This window comes from Streptomyces fumanus, from assembly GCF_014655295.1.
Taxonomy (GTDB): domain Bacteria; phylum Actinomycetota; class Actinomycetes; order Streptomycetales; family Streptomycetaceae; genus Streptomyces; species Streptomyces fumanus.
The window spans coordinates 85,289-99,407 of record NZ_BNBI01000022.1 but is presented as its reverse complement, the minus strand read 5'-3'; the positions used below and the strand labels follow the sequence as shown (position 1 = coordinate 99,407).

At 70.9% G+C, this 14,119-nt stretch carries 15 protein-coding genes and 1 riboswitch; of the genes, 12 read left to right on the top strand and 3 right to left on the bottom strand.

Annotation, left to right across the window (positions count from 1 at the left end):
- From IE316_RS33795 to IE316_RS33785, 3 genes are all read left to right on the top strand, one after another.
- Positions 1–461, top strand: a 461-nt coding sequence (locus tag IE316_RS33795; protein ID WP_190208389.1) for a cbb3-type cytochrome c oxidase subunit I, incomplete at its 5' end; no start/stop codon positions are given.
- Entirely contained in the window at positions 458–856 is a 399-nt protein-coding gene (locus IE316_RS33790) for a cytochrome c oxidase subunit 4 (RefSeq protein ID WP_190208388.1), read from the top strand. The genes IE316_RS33795 and IE316_RS33790, both read left to right, overlap by 4 nt.
- 129 nt (positions 857–985) lie before the next feature.
- A complete protein-coding gene (locus IE316_RS33785) occupies positions 986–2,260 on the top strand; it encodes a L,D-transpeptidase (protein ID WP_190208387.1) in 1,275 nt (424 codons plus the stop codon).
- A gap of 12 nt (positions 2,261–2,272) precedes the next feature.
- On the opposite strand, the gene IE316_RS33780 is transcribed toward IE316_RS33785, so the two are convergent.
- A complete protein-coding gene (locus IE316_RS33780; protein ID WP_190208386.1) occupies positions 2,273–2,674 on the bottom strand; it encodes a response regulator in 402 nt (133 codons plus the stop codon).
- A gap of 177 nt (positions 2,675–2,851) precedes the next feature.
- Here IE316_RS33780 and ctaE point away from each other — a divergent pair, with 177 nt between their 5' ends.
- The 6 genes from ctaE to IE316_RS33750 all read left to right on the top strand — a co-directional run bounded on the left by ctaE (position 2,852) and on the right by IE316_RS33750 (position 9,915).
- Complete coding sequence (ctaE, locus tag IE316_RS33775) at positions 2,852–3,472, top strand: aa3-type cytochrome oxidase subunit III (RefSeq protein ID WP_190208385.1); 621 nt, start codon at positions 2,852–2,854, stop codon at positions 3,470–3,472.
- Between the two features lie 65 nt (positions 3,473–3,537).
- Positions 3,538–4,347 (top strand): cytochrome bc1 complex diheme cytochrome c subunit, encoded by an 810-nt coding sequence (gene qcrC / locus IE316_RS33770; protein ID WP_190208384.1) that lies wholly within the window; start codon positions 3,538–3,540, stop codon positions 4,345–4,347.
- Positions 4,344–5,396 carry a cytochrome bc1 complex Rieske iron-sulfur subunit gene (qcrA, locus tag IE316_RS33765; RefSeq protein ID WP_190208383.1) on the top strand — a complete coding sequence of 351 codons (1,053 nt, stop codon included), beginning with the start codon at positions 4,344–4,346 and terminating at the stop codon, positions 5,394–5,396. Before qcrC ends, qcrA begins: the two co-directional genes overlap by 4 nt.
- Complete coding sequence (gene qcrB, locus IE316_RS33760; protein ID WP_190208382.1) at positions 5,393–7,030, top strand: cytochrome bc1 complex cytochrome b subunit; 1,638 nt, start codon at positions 5,393–5,395, stop codon at positions 7,028–7,030. The genes qcrA and qcrB overlap by 4 nt, the downstream gene beginning before the upstream one ends.
- 129 nt (positions 7,031–7,159) lie before the next feature.
- The gene (gene trpD / locus IE316_RS33755; protein ID WP_190208381.1) at positions 7,160–8,224 is read left to right on the top strand and encodes an anthranilate phosphoribosyltransferase; all 1,065 of its coding nucleotides are present in this window, start codon (positions 7,160–7,162) and stop codon (positions 8,222–8,224) included.
- A gap of 82 nt (positions 8,225–8,306) precedes the next feature.
- Positions 8,307–8,423: riboswitch (SAM riboswitch) on the top strand.
- Between the two features lie 130 nt (positions 8,424–8,553).
- A complete protein-coding gene (locus IE316_RS33750) occupies positions 8,554–9,915 on the top strand; it encodes an aminotransferase class V-fold PLP-dependent enzyme (RefSeq protein ID WP_190208380.1) in 1,362 nt (453 codons plus the stop codon).
- 34 nt (positions 9,916–9,949) lie between these two features.
- Here IE316_RS33750 and IE316_RS33745 read toward each other — a convergent pair whose 3' ends face one another.
- Together IE316_RS33745 and IE316_RS33740 are read right to left on the bottom strand one after the other, a co-directional pair.
- Positions 9,950–10,231 carry an Lrp/AsnC family transcriptional regulator gene (locus IE316_RS33745; RefSeq protein ID WP_190208379.1) on the bottom strand — a complete coding sequence of 94 codons (282 nt, stop codon included), beginning with the start codon at positions 10,229–10,231 and terminating at the stop codon, positions 9,950–9,952.
- Positions 10,228–10,989, bottom strand: a complete 762-nt coding sequence (locus tag IE316_RS33740) for a rhomboid family intramembrane serine protease (protein WP_190208378.1) — start codon at positions 10,987–10,989, stop codon at positions 10,228–10,230. The genes IE316_RS33745 and IE316_RS33740 overlap by 4 nt, the downstream gene beginning before the upstream one ends.
- Positions 10,990–11,140: 151 nt before the next feature.
- On the opposite strand from IE316_RS33740, the gene IE316_RS33735 reads away from it, so the two are divergent.
- From IE316_RS33735 to IE316_RS33725, 3 genes are all read left to right on the top strand, one after another.
- Positions 11,141–11,380, top strand: coding sequence for a hypothetical protein (locus IE316_RS33735; RefSeq protein WP_190208377.1), 240 nt, complete (start codon positions 11,141–11,143; stop codon positions 11,378–11,380).
- Between the two features lie 34 nt (positions 11,381–11,414).
- Entirely contained in the window at positions 11,415–12,758 is a 1,344-nt protein-coding gene (locus IE316_RS33730) for an NYN domain-containing protein (protein ID WP_190208376.1), read from the top strand.
- A 231-nt stretch (positions 12,759–12,989) separates the two neighbouring features.
- On the top strand, positions 12,990–14,045 hold the full coding sequence (locus IE316_RS33725) for a C40 family peptidase (RefSeq protein ID WP_190208375.1): 1,056 nt from the start codon (positions 12,990–12,992) through the stop codon (positions 14,043–14,045).
- The last annotated feature ends 74 nt before the right edge of the window (positions 14,046–14,119 follow it).

The following is a 14,119-nucleotide window of genomic DNA, read 5'->3' as shown; positions in this document are numbered from 1 at the left end:
CCGGCAAGATGCTCGACGAGCGGCTCGGCAAGATCACGTTCTGGACGCTGTTCATCGGCTTCCACGGCACCTTCCTGGTCCAGCACTGGCTGGGCGCCGAGGGCATGCCGCGCCGGTACGCCGACTACCTGGCGGCCGACGGCTTCACCGCCCTGAACACGGTCTCCACGATCAGCTCCTTCCTGCTCGGCCTGTCGATCCTGCCGTTCTTCTACAACGTCTGGAAGACGGCCAAGTACGGCAAGCCGGTCGGCGTCGACGACCCCTGGGGCTACGGCCGTTCGCTGGAGTGGGCGACCTCCTGCCCGCCCCCGCGGCACAACTTCCTCACCCTGCCGCGGATCCGCAGCGAATCCCCGGCGTTCGATCTGCACCACCCCGAGATCTCCGCGCTCGACCAGCTCGAGAACGTCGGTCACGACGACAAGGCCCTCGCTGGCGGCAAGGAGGCCGGCAAGTGAAGATCCAGGGCAAGATGTTCATGTGGCTGAGCCTCTTCATCCTCGTCATGGCGGTCGTCTATGGCGTGTGGTCGAAGGAGCCGGCCGGTACCACGGCCCTCTTCCTGGCCTTCGGGCTCGCGATCATGATCGGCTTCTACCTCGGCTTCACGGCCAAGCGGGTCGACGCGGGCGCGCAGGACAACAAGAACGCGGACGTGGCGGACGACGCCGGCGAGGTCGGGTTCTTCAGCCCGCACAGTTGGCAGCCGCTCTTCCTCGGCATCGGCGGCGCGTTCGCCTTCATGAGCATCGCCATCGGCTGGTGGCTGATGTTCTTCTCGGCGCCGCTGATCCTCCTCGGTCTGTTCGGCTGGGTCTTCGAGTACTACCGCGGTGAGAACCGCACCCAGTAGCACGGTCGGGCACCGCGAGGGGCCCGGACACTCCGTCAGGAGCGTCCGGGCCCCTTCGTGTGCCCGGCCGCGTCACCCGTCCGGGCGACCCGCCGTGCCGCCGCCCGGGAACCTTCCTACGTTGAGGCCATGAGCCACTCAGTTCACTTCCCGGCACGGGGGCGCGCCGCCGTCCACTGCACGCTGCTGGTGATGGTCCTCGGCGCGGCCTGCGCGGGCTGCGGCGGCGACGACGACCCGCTGGCGGCCAGGCCCTACGACGCGGCGGGCCAGATCTCCTTCGACGGGCCCGCGGGCGGCGGGAAGAAGGCCGACCCGGACAAACCCCTGGAGGTCGTCGCCAGGGGCGCGGACGGGCGGATCACGGACGTCACGGCGGTGGACCGGGCGGGCCGCTACCTGGCGGGCGAACTCTCCGCCGACGGCACCCGCTGGCACAGCACCGCCCCGCTGGCCGCCGACGCCTCGTACACGGTCCGGGTCAGCACCGAGAGCCCGGACGGGGCGCCCGGCCGCAAGGTCCTCACCTTCGACACCGGCCGGCCCGCCACCAAGCAGCGCCTGGACGTGGCCTTCGGCCCCAAGGCGGGCACGTACGGCGTCGGCCAGCCGATCACCGCGGAGCTGAGCCGGCCGGTCCGGGACCCCGCCCAGCGGGCGGTGGTGGAACGCGCCCTGAAGGTGGAGTCCACGCCCGCCGTGGAGGGCGCCTGGCACTGGGTGGACGACAAGGAACTGCACTACCGGCCCCGGGACTACTGGCCCGCCCACGCCACCGTCCGGGCCCGCAGCACCCTGGACGGCATCAAGATCGGCGACCGGATGTGGGGCGGCACCGCCAAGCCCCTGAAGATCGCCACCGGCGACCGGGTCATCGCCGTCACCGACGCCTCGTCGCACACGATGACCGTCTACCGCAACGGCGAGGAGATCAAGGAGATCCCCGTCACCACCGGCAAGCCCGGCTTCGAAACCCGCAACGGCGTCAAGGTGGTGCTCGGCAAGGAAGCCTTCGTGCGGATGCGCAGCACCACCGTCGGCATCGCCGAGGGCTCCTCCGAGGCGTACGACCTGCCGGTGCACTGGGCCACCCGGGTGACCTGGAGCGGCGAGTACGTGCACGCCGCCCCCTGGTCGGTCGGCTCCCAGGGCTCCGCCAACGTCAGCCACGGCTGCACCGGCATGAGCACCGAGAACGCCGAGTGGTTCTTCGACACCGTCCGCGAGGGCGACCTGGTCGAGGTGGTCAACTCCTTCGGCGACACCATGGAGACCTTCGGCAACGGCTTCGGCGACTGGAACCTCGACTGGGACAAGTGGCGCACCGGCAGCGCCGTCCTGGGCGGCGGCGTCGACGCCCCGCGGGCGGAGGACGCCTCCCGCCTCCGCCCGACGGCCGCCTGAGCGGGCGCCCGGTCAGGCGCTCTGCAGCTTCCGCTGCCGCAGCAGGTCCGCGAGGGCCGCGGCGAACTCCACCGGCTCCACCGGCAGCGCCACCGCCGCGTCCGCCCGGCTCCAGGTCGCCAGCCACGCGTCCTGCGGCCGCGCGATCAGCAGCAGCACCGGCGGGCACCGGAACACCTCGTCCTTGATCTGGCGGCACATCCCCATGCCGCCCATCGGCACGGCCTCGCCGTCCAGGACGCAGACGTCGATGCCGCCCTTGTCCAGCTCCTTGAGGACGGCGGCCGGCGTCGCGCACTCGACGAACTCCACCACGGGGGCGTCCGGAGCCGGCCTGCGGCCGGTGGCGAGCCGTACCTGTTCGCGGGTGGTGGAGTCGTCGCTGTAGACCAGCACCGTGGCGGTCGGCTGCATGCTTCCTCCGATACGTAGGAGCCCGTTGCGCCGGATGCTACTCCCTCCCACACCCCGTCAACAGCGGCCCGGACACGGCCGGAACGGCCGCTTCGCTGGGCCATCCGGGCAGTACAGGCCGGGCGGACACTCCGAACGGCACCCCCGGGAGTGAGGGCGGGATAAGCGACCGACATAATGTCGGTCGTGGCGACAGCAACGACAGTAGATACCGGGCACGCGCACCCGTCGGTCAATCGGCCGAACCTCACCAGCGTCGGAACCATCATCTGGCTGAGTTCCGAGCTGATGTTCTTCGCGGCCCTCTTCGCGATGTACTTCACCCTGCGATCGGTGACCGGTCCCGACTTCTGGAGTGAGAAGGCAGATGCCCTGAACTTCCCGTTCTCGGGGACCAACACCGTCATCCTGGTGCTCTCCTCCCTCACCTGCCAGCTCGGCGTGTTCGCCGCCGAGCGCGGGGACGTGAAGAAGCTCCGGATGTGGTTCATCGTCACCTTCGTCATGGGTGCGATCTTCATCGGCGGTCAGGTGTTCGAGTACACCGAGCTGGTCAAGCACGAGGGCCTGTCGCTCTCGTCCGACCCGTACGGCTCGGTGTTCTACCTGACCACCGGCTTCCACGGCCTGCACGTGACGGGCGGTCTCATCGCCTTCCTGCTGGTCCTCGGCCGCACCTACGCGGCCCGGAGGTTCACCCACGAGCAGGCGACCGCCGCCATCGTCGTGTCCTACTACTGGCACTTCGTCGATGTCGTCTGGATCGGCCTCTTCGCCACGATCTACATGATCAAGTAGGCGCGGACCGCTCCCGCGCCCTTCCAGAAGCATCGACGCAGAAGATCCTGACACCGGGGTAATCCGTGAAAAAGCTCTCCGCACGACGACGCCATCCGCTGGCGGCACTCGTCGTCCTACTCCTCGCGCTGGCATGCACCGGGGGGCTCTACGCCGTGTTCGCGCCCGCGGACAAGGCGCAGGCCGATGAAACGGCCCAGTCCCTCGCCATCGAAGAGGGCAAGCAGCTCTACTCCGTCGGCTGCGCCACTTGTCACGGCACCGATGGTCAGGGCACCACCGACGGTCCCAGCCTGGTGGGCGTGGGCGCCGCGGCCGTGGACTTCCAGGTGGCCACCGGACGCATGCCGGCCCAGCAGCCGGGCGCCCAGGTGCCCAAGAAGAAGAACATCTACTCGCAGGCCGAGATCGACCAGCTCGCCGCGTACATCGCTTCGCTGGGCGCCGGCCCGTCGATCCCCACCGAGGAGCAGTACGGCCCGGAGGGCGCGGACATCGCCAAGGGCGGTGAGCTGTTCCGCACCAACTGCGCGCAGTGCCACAACTTCACGGGCAAGGGCGGTGCCCTCACCCACGGCAAGTTCGCGCCGAACCTGGAAGGCGTGTCGGCCAAGCACATCTACGAGGCCATGCAGACCGGTCCGCAGAACATGCCCTCGTTCCCCGACAGCACGCTCACGGAGCAGAACAAGAAGGACATCATCGCGTACCTCGACGCGGTCAACGGGGAGGACACCGTGAGCCGGGGCGGCCTCGAGCTGGGCGGCATCGGGCCGGTCGCCGAGGGCCTCTTCGGCTGGATCTTCGGCCTCGGCACCCTCATCGCCGTCGCCGTGTGGGTCGCCGCTCGGACCGCAAAGGCCAAGAAGTCATGAGTAGCCAAGACATTCCAGAAGAGAACCTGCCGGCCGCGCAGGCCACCGCCCACGGCGAGCTGGCGGACGAGAAGCACCCGTTCGCCGACCCGGGGCTGCCGCCCCACGAGCACCGCATCCAGGACGTCGACGAGCGGGCCGCCAAGCGCTCCGAGCGCAGCGTCGCCCTGATGTTCACGGTCTCGATGCTGGCCACCATCGGCTTCATCGCGTCCTACGTCGCGATCGACCACGACAAGTCGGTCTTCGTCTTCCCGCTCGGGCACATCAACGCGCTGAACTTCGCCCTCGGCCTCACCCTGGGCGTGGCGCTGTTCTGCATCGGCGCGGGCGCGGTCCACTGGGCCCGCACCCTGATGTCCGACGTCGAGGTCGCCGACGAGCGCCACCCGATCGAGGCGTCCCCCGAGGTCCGCGCCAAGGTGCACGCCGACTTCAAGCAGGGCGCCAAGGAGTCCGTGATCGGCCGTCGCAAGCTGATCCGGAACACCATGCTCGGCGCGGTCGCGCTGGTGCCCCTCTCCGGCGTCGTGCTGCTGCGCGACCTCGGCCCGCTGCCCGAGGACAAGCTGCGCCACACGCTGTGGTCCAAGGGCAAGCTGCTGGTGAACATGAACACCAACGAGCCGCTGCGCCCCTCCGACGTGGCGGTGGGCTCGCTCACCTTCGCCAAGCCCGAGGGCCTGGAGGAGCACGACCACGCGTTCCAGAACGAGATCGCCAAGGCCGCCCTGATGATCGTCCGCATCCAGCCGGACGACATCAAGGACAAGCGCGAGCTGGAGTGGTCGCACGAGGGCATCGTCGCGTACTCGAAGATCTGCACCCACGTCGGTTGCCCGATCTCGCTGTACGAGCAGCAGACGCACCACGTGCTCTGCCCCTGCCACCAGTCCACCTTCGACCTGTCCGACGGTGCCCGGGTCATCTTCGGTCCCGCCGGTCACGCCCTGCCGCAGTTGCGGATCGGCGTGAACGACGAGGGCTACCTCGAAGCGCTCGGCGACTTCGAAGAGCCCGTCGGTCCTGCATTCTGGGAGCGCGGATGAGCACTCAAGAGAGCACCACGGCCCGCTCTCGCGGGAAGGCACCGGCCGGCGAACGCGTCGCCGACTGGGCCGACGGCCGGCTGGGGATCTACTCCCTGGCCAAGGCCAACATGCGGAAGATCTTCCCGGACCACTGGTCCTTCATGCTGGGCGAGGTCTGCCTCTACAGCTTCCTCATCATCATCCTCACGGGTGTGTACCTGACGCTGTTCTTCCACCCGTCGATGAACGAGGTGGAGTACCACGGCAGCTACGTCCCGCTGCAGGGTCAGCTCATGAGCGAGGCGTACAAGTCGACGCTGGACATCAGCTTCGACGTCCGGGGCGGTCTGCTGATCCGGCAGATCCACCACTGGGCGGCGATCGTCTTCCTCGCCGGCATGTTCGTGCACATGATGCGCGTCTTCTTCACCGGCGCGTTCCGCAAGCCGCGTGAGATCAACTGGCTGTTCGGCTTCCTGCTGTTCGTCCTGGGCATGTTCACCGGCTTCACCGGCTACTCGCTCCCGGACGACCTGCTCTCCGGCACCGGTGTCCGCTTCACCCAGGGCGCGATCCTGTCCGTGCCGATCGTGGGCACGTACATCTCGATGTTCCTGTTCGGCGGGGAGTTCCCGGGCGACGACATGGTCGCGCGGTTCTACTCGATCCACATCCTGCTGCTGCCGGGCATCATGCTCGGCCTGGTGGTCGCCCACCTGATCCTGGTCTTCTACCACAAGCACACGCAGTTCGCGGGCCCCGGCAAGACCAACAAGAACGTCGTCGGCATGCCGCTGCTGCCGGTCTACATGGCCAAGGCCGGAGGCTTCTTCTTCCTGGTCTTCGGTGTCATCGCGATCCTGGCCGGCATCGCCACGGTCAACCCGATCTGGGCGCTCGGTCCCTACCGGCCCGACCAGGTCTCCACCGGCGCCCAGCCCGACTGGTACATGGGCTTCGCCGAGGGTCTGGTCCGCGCCATGCCGGGCTGGGAGATCAACTTCTGGGGCCACACCCTGGTCCTGGGCGTGTTCATCCCGCTGGCGATCTTCGGTCTGTTCCTCGCGGCGATCGCGCTGTACCCGTTCATCGAGTCCTGGGTCACCGGCGACAAGCGCGAGCACCACATCCTGGACCGGCCGCGCAACGCCCCGACCCGCACCGGCCTCGGCGTCGCGTGGGTCACCGCGTACATGATCATGCTGATCGGTGGTGGCAACGACATCATCGCCACCCACTTCCACCTGTCGATCAACGCGGTCACCTGGTTCGTCCGCATCGGCTTCTTCGTGGGCCCGGTCGTCGCGTTCGTGATCACCAAGCGGATCTGCCTCGGCCTGCAGCGCCGGGACAAGGACAAGGTGCTGCACGGCCGCGAGGCCGGCATCATCAAGCGCCTGCCGCACGGTGAGTTCATCGAGGTGCACGAGCCGCTCAGCCAGGAGCAGCTCTACACCCTCACCGCGCACGAGCAGTACCGGCCCGCCGAGATCGGCCCGGCGGTCGACGACAACGGCGTCGAGCGCAAGGCCAAGGGCAGCCAGAAGCTGCGCGCCAAGCTCAGCAAGGCGTACTACGGCGAGGGGTCCCAGATCCCCAAGCCGACCGTCGAGGAGTACAAGGAGATCACCAGCGGCCACGGCCACCACTGATCTCCCCGCGTCGCCACACGACGACGAAGGGCCCCGTCCGGTGTTCGGACGGGGCCCTTCGGCGTGCCCCCGGGCTGGATAGGGTGGGGGCGACTTCTCCCGACCGCACACACGACCCAGGAGCGGCTGATGAGCGCTGTGACCCCCGCTGGAGGCGACACCGCGGCGGGCCGTTCCTGGCCCGCCGTGCTGAACGGCCTGCTGGACGGCCGCGACCTCTCCGCCGACGAGGCCGCGTGGGCGATGGACCGGATCATGCGCGGCGAGGCGACCGACGCGCAGATCGCCGGGTTCGCGGTCGCGCTGCGCGCCAAGGGCGAGACCGTCGAGGAGATCACCGGCCTGGTCCGCACCATGTACGAGCACGCCAACGTGATCCAGGTGCCCGGGGACACGGTGGACATCGTCGGCACCGGCGGCGACGGCGCCAAGACGGTCAACATCTCCACCATGTCCGCGATCGTCGTCGCGGGCGCCGGCGCCAAGGTCGTCAAGCACGGCAGCCGCGCCGCCTCCTCCGCGTCCGGCGCCTCCGACGTACTGGAGCAGCTCGGCGTCAACCTGGAGCTGAGCCCGCGGCGGGTCGCCGAGGTCGCCGAGGAGGCCGGGATCACCTTCTGCTTCGCCGTGAAGTTCCACCCGGCGCTGCGCCATGTGGCGGCGGCCCGCGGCCAACTGGGCATCCGGACGGTCTTCAACTTCCTGGGCCCGCTGACCAACCCGGCCCGGGTCCGCTCCCAGGCCATCGGCGTGGCCGACGCCCGGATGGCGCCGATCATCGCCGGGGTCTTCGCCGAGCGCGGCAACTCCGCGCTGGTCTTCCGCGGCGACGACGGCCTCGACGAGCTGACCACCACCGCCACCTCCCGGGTGTGGACCGTGCGCGAGGGCAAGGTCACCGAGGAGACCTTCGACCCCCGGGACGTCGGCCTGGAGATCGTGCCGGTGGCGGCGCTGCGCGGCGCCGACGCCGCCTACAACGCCGAGGTGGCCCGGAAGCTGCTGGCCGGCGAGCCCGGCCCGGTACGGGACGCGGTCCTGCTCAACGCGGCGGCGGCGCTGGTCGCCCTGGAGCCCGGCGACGGACCGCTCACGGACCGGATCCGGGCCGGGATGGACCGCGCCGCCGAGGCCATCGACTCGGGCGCCGCCCGCCGGGTCCTGGAGCGCTGGGTCGCCGCCAGCCACGCCTGAGGGCCCGCCCCCTGTGACGTACGTCCCGCGATCCGGACACGGGTTGCGGGACGGCGATCACCTCCCGTACGTTTCTGCACCAGGTCATGAGTGACAGTCATCAGGCCCCGGCCGACTGTCCGGCAACCCTCCGTCCGTGGCGGGGTGCCCCGGGTGAAGACCAGGCCGTGGACAGCAAGGTCCACGGCAAGCGCGGACCCCTCGCCCGCCAGGGGTCCTGGTCGTCGAGGAGCCTTCCGTGAGCAAGCGAATGCGCTAGGGCCGCAGAGCCCCGCCTCCGCACACCCCTTTTCATCTTTCTCCGCGTCTGCCTCTCACGGGAGTCCGCCATGTCCGTGCCCACCGCTGTCTCCGCTCCGCTGCCCGTCCTCGGCCGGGATGTCACCGTCCCGCTGGTCACCGGCGGCGAGGTCGCCTACGCCGCGCTGGACTACGCCGCCAGCGCCCCCGCGCTCCAGCGGGTCTGGGACGACGTGGCCGCCTATGCCCCGTACTACGGCAGCGTCCACCGGGGCGCCGGGTACCTGTCGCAGTTGTCCACCGACCTGTTCGAGAACGCCCGCCGGACTGTCGCGGAGTTCCTCGGCTGCCGCGCGGGGGACCAGGTGGTCTTCACCCGGTCCACCACCGACTCGCTGAACCTGCTCGCCGCCGCGCTGCCGGCCGACTGCCGGGTCTTCGTCTTCGAGACCGAGCACCACGCCGCCCTGCTGCCCTGGCGCGGCGCGGACGTGACCTACCTCGACGCCCCGCGCAGCCACGGCGAGGCCGTCGCCACCCTGGAGCGCGCGCTGGCCGACCGCGACCCGCACGGCCCCGCCCTGGTCTGCGTCACCGGCGCCTCCAACGTCACCGGCGAGCTGTGGCCGGTGCGCGAACTGGCCGCCGCCGCCCACGCGCACGGCGCCCGGATCGTCCTGGACGCCGCCCAGTTGGCCCCGCACCACCCGGTCAGCGTGACCGACCTGGACGTCGACTGGGTCGCCTTCTCCGGGCACAAGCTGTACGCCCCCTTCGGCTCCGGCGTGCTGGCCGGCCGCGCCGACTGGCTGGGCGCCGCCGAGCCCTACCTCGCGGGCGGCGGCGCCAGCCGCAGGGTCGCCCGGCGCGCGGACGGCGGAGTGGAGGTGGAGTGGCACCAGGGCGCCGCCCGGCACGAGGCCGGCTCGCCCAACGTGATCGGCGCCTACGCCATCGCCGCAGCCTGCAAGGCCCTCACCGAGGCCGGGTTCGACACGCTGGTCGCCCGCGAGCGGTACCTGATCGAGAAGGTCCGGGAGGGCCTCGCCGGGGTGCCCGAGGTCCGGGTGCTCTCCCTGTTCGGGGACGGCGCCCCGCGCGTCGGCGTCCTCTCCTTCGTCGTCGACGGCTGGAACAGCAGCCACTTCGCCGCCGCCCTCTCCGCCGAGTACGGCATCGGGGTCCGCGACGGCCTGTTCTGCGCCCACCCGCTGGTGCGCACCCTGCTGGGCAGCGACCCGGAGACCCAGGGCGAGTGCGGCGCCCCCGAGGCCGCGCCCGGCGAGACGTCCCTCAACGCCGTCCGGGTCAGCTTCGGCGCGGGCACCCCCGACGAGCACGTGGAGCGGTTCGTGACCGCCGTACGCGAACTCGTCCGGGACGGCGCCCGGTGGAACTACCGCACCGAGGGCGGGCGTTGCGTGCCCGACACCTCCGCCGCGGTCGCCTGAGCCGGGTGGCGGCCCGCTGCCGGCAGCGGGCCGCTCAGCTCTCCAGGCCGATGGCGAACGCCGCCTCCAGGTCGTGCTGCGAGTACGTGCGGAACGCCACATGCGTGTCCGTGCCCTCCACGCCCGGGATCTTGCTGATCCGGCCCGGGATGATCTCCGCCAGGTCCTCGTGCTGCCGCACCCGCACCATGGCGATCAGGTCGTAGGTGCCGGTGACGGAGAAGACCTCGCTGACGCTGTCCAGCGCGGCGATCCGTTCCGCGATCTCGGGGATCCGGTCCACGCTGGTCTTGATGAGGACGATCGCGGTGATCACGGCTGGTTCTCTCCCTCGGGGACGGGCGCTGGGGTGCTCCTCACTCTAGTCCTCCGCCCGAAACGCACCCAGGCGACGAGGAACCCCAGGCCGAAGCCGACCAGGTGGGCCAGGTACGCCACCCCCGGGCCGTCGCCCGCCCGCCCGGCCGCCAGCCACTGCAGGGCCGCCCAGAACGGCAGCACGACCCAGGCCGGGAACCGCAGCGGCAGGAAGAACAGGAACGGCAGGAGACTGGTCACCCGCGCCCGGGGGAACAGGTACAGGAACGCCCCGAGGATCGCCGAGATCGCCCCGGAGGCGCCGACCAGGGACTGCTCGGAGCGGGAGTTGGCCACCGCGTAGCCCAGCAGCGCCAGGTACCCGCAGCCGACGTAGAACACGGTGAACCGCACCCGGCCCATCCGTTCCTCGGTCATCGCGCCGAACACGTAGAGGAAGAGCATGTTGCCGAGCAGGTGCACCCAGCTCCCGTGCACGAAGAGGGCCGTGGCGGGGGTCAGCAGCGCCCTCGGGGAGCCGTCGAACAGGTCGGTGGGGATCACCCCCCAGTGCCGGAAATAGGCGCGCTGCGCGGCGAGCAGCCCGTCACCGGAGCCGTACGCCGGGTTGACCCCCGCGGCGGGGCTGACCAGGAAGAGCAGACAGCACAGGACGATCAGTCCGTACGTCACCGGCGCCGCCGTCCCCCGGGCGGTGTGGCCGGATCCCGCCGTTCTGACGCGGTGCGCGAGGGCCGTGCTCCAGTTGCGGATCATGGCTACAGAGCATGGCGCAACGGGACGGAACGGGAGGAACCGCCTCGCCGCCGTGGACAGGCGGGCGGCGGACACGCGCCAGGCCGTAGGGTTACGAGCCACACGTACCGGGGAGGCCGGTGCGCCGGGCGACACTGGAAGAGAGCGAACAGTGACGGTTCCCCTGCCCACGGACACCACACGGTGGCGCTGCACCCTCTGCGGCAACCTCACCCGCTTCGACGTGACCCGCTCGTCGAAGGTCGTGGAGTACGTCCACCTCGATCTGGCCGGCGAGCCGAAGGTCGAGGAGCGCGAGGTGGTCAGTGAGAGCATCGAGTCGGTGCGGTGCCGCTGGTGCAACGCGGTGGACCAGGTGGAACTGGTGGACAGGCCGGGCGCCGGCTCCTAGGCGGAGCGGGCCCCGCACGCGATTGGGGTGACGGATGGCGCAGACACACGGCGGGGGGCCGGACGACGGCACCGCTGAGGTGCTCGACCGTCCCCTGCCCGACGGGGTGCGCCGCAGGGTGGTGCAGCTCGTCTCGGACGGCTTCGGCGCGCTGACCCCGGCCGAACTGCCCGCCCAGTTGCGGCAGTTCGCCCGGTTCACGCCGAGCCGGCGGGCCAAGTTCGCGGGCAACGCGATGGCCGCCGCCCTGGAGACCGACCCGCTGTTCCGCCAGCGCATCGGCGAGCGGCTCAGAGAGGCCCAGCCGGAACTGGCCGGCGCCCTCGACTCCGGCGCCCCGCCCCCGGCCGCGGACCCGCTCGACGTGGCGGCCGCGGCCTACGTACTGCGGCCGGCCGGCTGGGTGAAGCTGGTGGCCGCCGCGGGCGAGGAGGCGCAGCGCGCCGACGCCGAGCGCGCCGACGAGGAGACCCGCGCCGAGCTGGAGCGGCTCCGCGCCGAGCTGGACCGCGCCCGGGAGCAGGGCCGCGCCGAGACCGAGCGGCTCCGCGCCGAGCTGGAGGCGGCCCGCAAGGAGGCCGAGTCGCTGCACCGCAAGCTGCGCTCGGCGCTCAGCGACGTCCGGCGCGGCGAGGCGGCGCTGCGCAAGGCCCGGGCCGAGCTGGAGGCGGCGCGCGCCGACGGGCAGGCGCACCTGTCCGCCGCGGAGAGCGAGACCCGGCGGCTCAAGGCCCGGCTCGGCGAGGCGGAGGCCGCCCTGGAGGCCACCCGCCGCGCCGCCCGGGAGGGCCGCAGCGTCGAGGACATGCGGGTCCGGCTGCTGCTGGACACGCTGCTGGACGCCACCCAGGGGCTCCGCCGCGAGCTGGCGCTGCCGCCCGTCTCGGTGCGCCCCGCCGAGACCGTGGACGCCGTGGAGCCGGGCCGGATGACGCCCAAGGACATCGCCGCCCGGGCGCTGTCCGAGCACGACCCGGCCGTCCTGGACCAGTTGCTGGCGCTGCCCCAGGCCCATCTGGTGGTCGACGGCTACAACGTCACCAAGACCGGCTATCCGCAGATGCCGCTGGAGAAGCAGCGGCTGCGGCTGCTCGGGCAGCTCTCGCAGCTCGCCGCGCAGACCGGCGCCGAGGTGACCTGTGTCTTCGACGGGGCCGAGCTGGTCGCGCCGGTGCTGCTGGCGCCGCCGCGCGGGGTGCGGGTGCTGTTCTCCAAGCCGGGGGTCACCGCGGACGAGCTGATCCGCCAGTTGGTGCGCGCCGAGCCGCCGGGCCGGCCGGTCATCGTCGCCTCCACCGACCGGGAGGTGGCCGACGGGGTGGCCCGGGCGGGGGCGCGGCCGGTGGCCTCGGCGATGCTCCTCAAGCGGCTTTCCTGACACCTGCGGCACCTGCGCCCCAAGCGCAACGTACCGGCTCAATGCCGGAATTGACCGATCCGTCACGCAACGTAGTGTCAACCCGGTATCACCGCACGTGAGTTGAGCGAAGAATTGCGGTGCGTAACCGGGATTTTTCGGCGGAGGATTTGAACTGATCACGAGTGGGTCACTAGGGTCTGCCTTCGAACCCGCGAACGGGTGATCACTCACACGAAGGAGTTCGCCTCCGTGGCGTCCCACCGTCGACCCAAGCAGCCCAGCAGGGCGCGCGTCACCGTGCTCACCACCGCCGCCGCAGCCGCCGTCGTGCTCAGCTCGCAGGCCGCCAACGCCGCGCCGAGCGAGAAGCCGACCAAGGACGAGGTCAAGGCGAAGGTCGACAAGCTCTACGAAGAGGCGGAGCAGGCCACCGAGAAGTACAACGGGGCCAAGGAGAAGCAGGAGAAGCTCCAGAAGGAGATCTCCACCATCCAGGACAACGTCGCCCGGGGTCAGGAGGAGCTGAACGAGCTGCGCGACGGCCTCGGCTCGATGGCCAGCCAGCAGTACCGCTCCGGCGGCATCGACCCCTCCGTGCAGTTGTTCCTCTCCGCGGACCCGGACGACTACCTCGACAAGGCGTCCACCCTCGACCAGTTGAGCGCCCAGCAGGTCGACGCGCTGAAGAAGGTCCAGGACAAGCAGCGCGACCTCGCCCAGCAGCGCGCCGAGGCCGCCGACAAGCTCAAGGACCTCTCCGCCACCCGCACGGAACTCGGCCGGAAGAAGCAGGAGGTCCAGGGCAAGCTGGCCGCCGCGCAGAAGCTGCTCAACAGCCTCACCGCCGCCGAGCGGGCCGCCCTGCAGGACGAGGAGCAGCGCTCCACCCGCAGCGCCGAGCGCCAGGTGCTCTCCGCCGCCGACAGCAACGGCCCCGTCAAGGCCGGCTCCGGCCGGGCCGGCGCCGCCTTCGCCGCCGCCCAGAGCAAGATCGGCAGCCCGTACGTGTACGGCGCCACCGGCCCGTCCTCGTTCGACTGCTCCGGCCTGACCTCCTGGGCCTACGCCCAGGCCGGCGTCTCCATACCCCGGACCTCCGAGGCCCAGTCCCAGATCGGCACCCGCATCACCAGCCAGAGCGACCTCCAGGTCGGCGACCTGGTCTTCTTCTTCAACGACCTGCACCACGTGGGTCTGTACGCGGGCAACGGCCAGGTCCTGCACGCCCCGCGCACCGGCACCGTCGTGCGCTACGAGTCGATGAGCACCATCGGCGGGCCCTTCATGTGGGGCGTCCGCGTCTGACCCGCCGGGCCCGTCACGCCCACTCCGGGATGCCGCCCGAACGGGCGAATCACACCTCCGCGCTGTGACCCCGC

What these genes read in the sequence shown, in the direction of transcription:
- IE316_RS33780 (WP_190208386.1), bottom strand. Translation starts at nt 2,674, where the DNA reads ATGCAGCCGACCGCCACGGTGCTGGTCTACAGCGACGACTCCACCACC.
- IE316_RS33740 (WP_190208378.1), bottom strand. Translation starts at nt 10,989, where the DNA reads ATGATCCGCAACTGGAGCACGGCCCTCGCGCACCGCGTCAGAACGGCG.
- IE316_RS33750 (WP_190208380.1), top strand. Translation starts at nt 8,554, where the DNA reads ATGTCCGTGCCCACCGCTGTCTCCGCTCCGCTGCCCGTCCTCGGCCGG.
- IE316_RS33785 (WP_190208387.1), top strand. Translation starts at nt 986, where the DNA reads ATGAGCCACTCAGTTCACTTCCCGGCACGGGGGCGCGCCGCCGTCCAC.
- qcrB (WP_190208382.1), top strand. Translation starts at nt 5,393, where the DNA reads ATGAGCACTCAAGAGAGCACCACGGCCCGCTCTCGCGGGAAGGCACCG.
- ctaE (WP_190208385.1), top strand. Translation starts at nt 2,852, where the DNA reads ATGTCGGTCGTGGCGACAGCAACGACAGTAGATACCGGGCACGCGCAC.
- qcrA (WP_190208383.1), top strand. Translation starts at nt 4,344, where the DNA reads ATGAGTAGCCAAGACATTCCAGAAGAGAACCTGCCGGCCGCGCAGGCC.
- trpD (WP_190208381.1), top strand. Translation starts at nt 7,160, where the DNA reads ATGAGCGCTGTGACCCCCGCTGGAGGCGACACCGCGGCGGGCCGTTCC.
- IE316_RS33730 (WP_190208376.1), top strand. Translation starts at nt 11,415, where the DNA reads ATGGCGCAGACACACGGCGGGGGGCCGGACGACGGCACCGCTGAGGTG.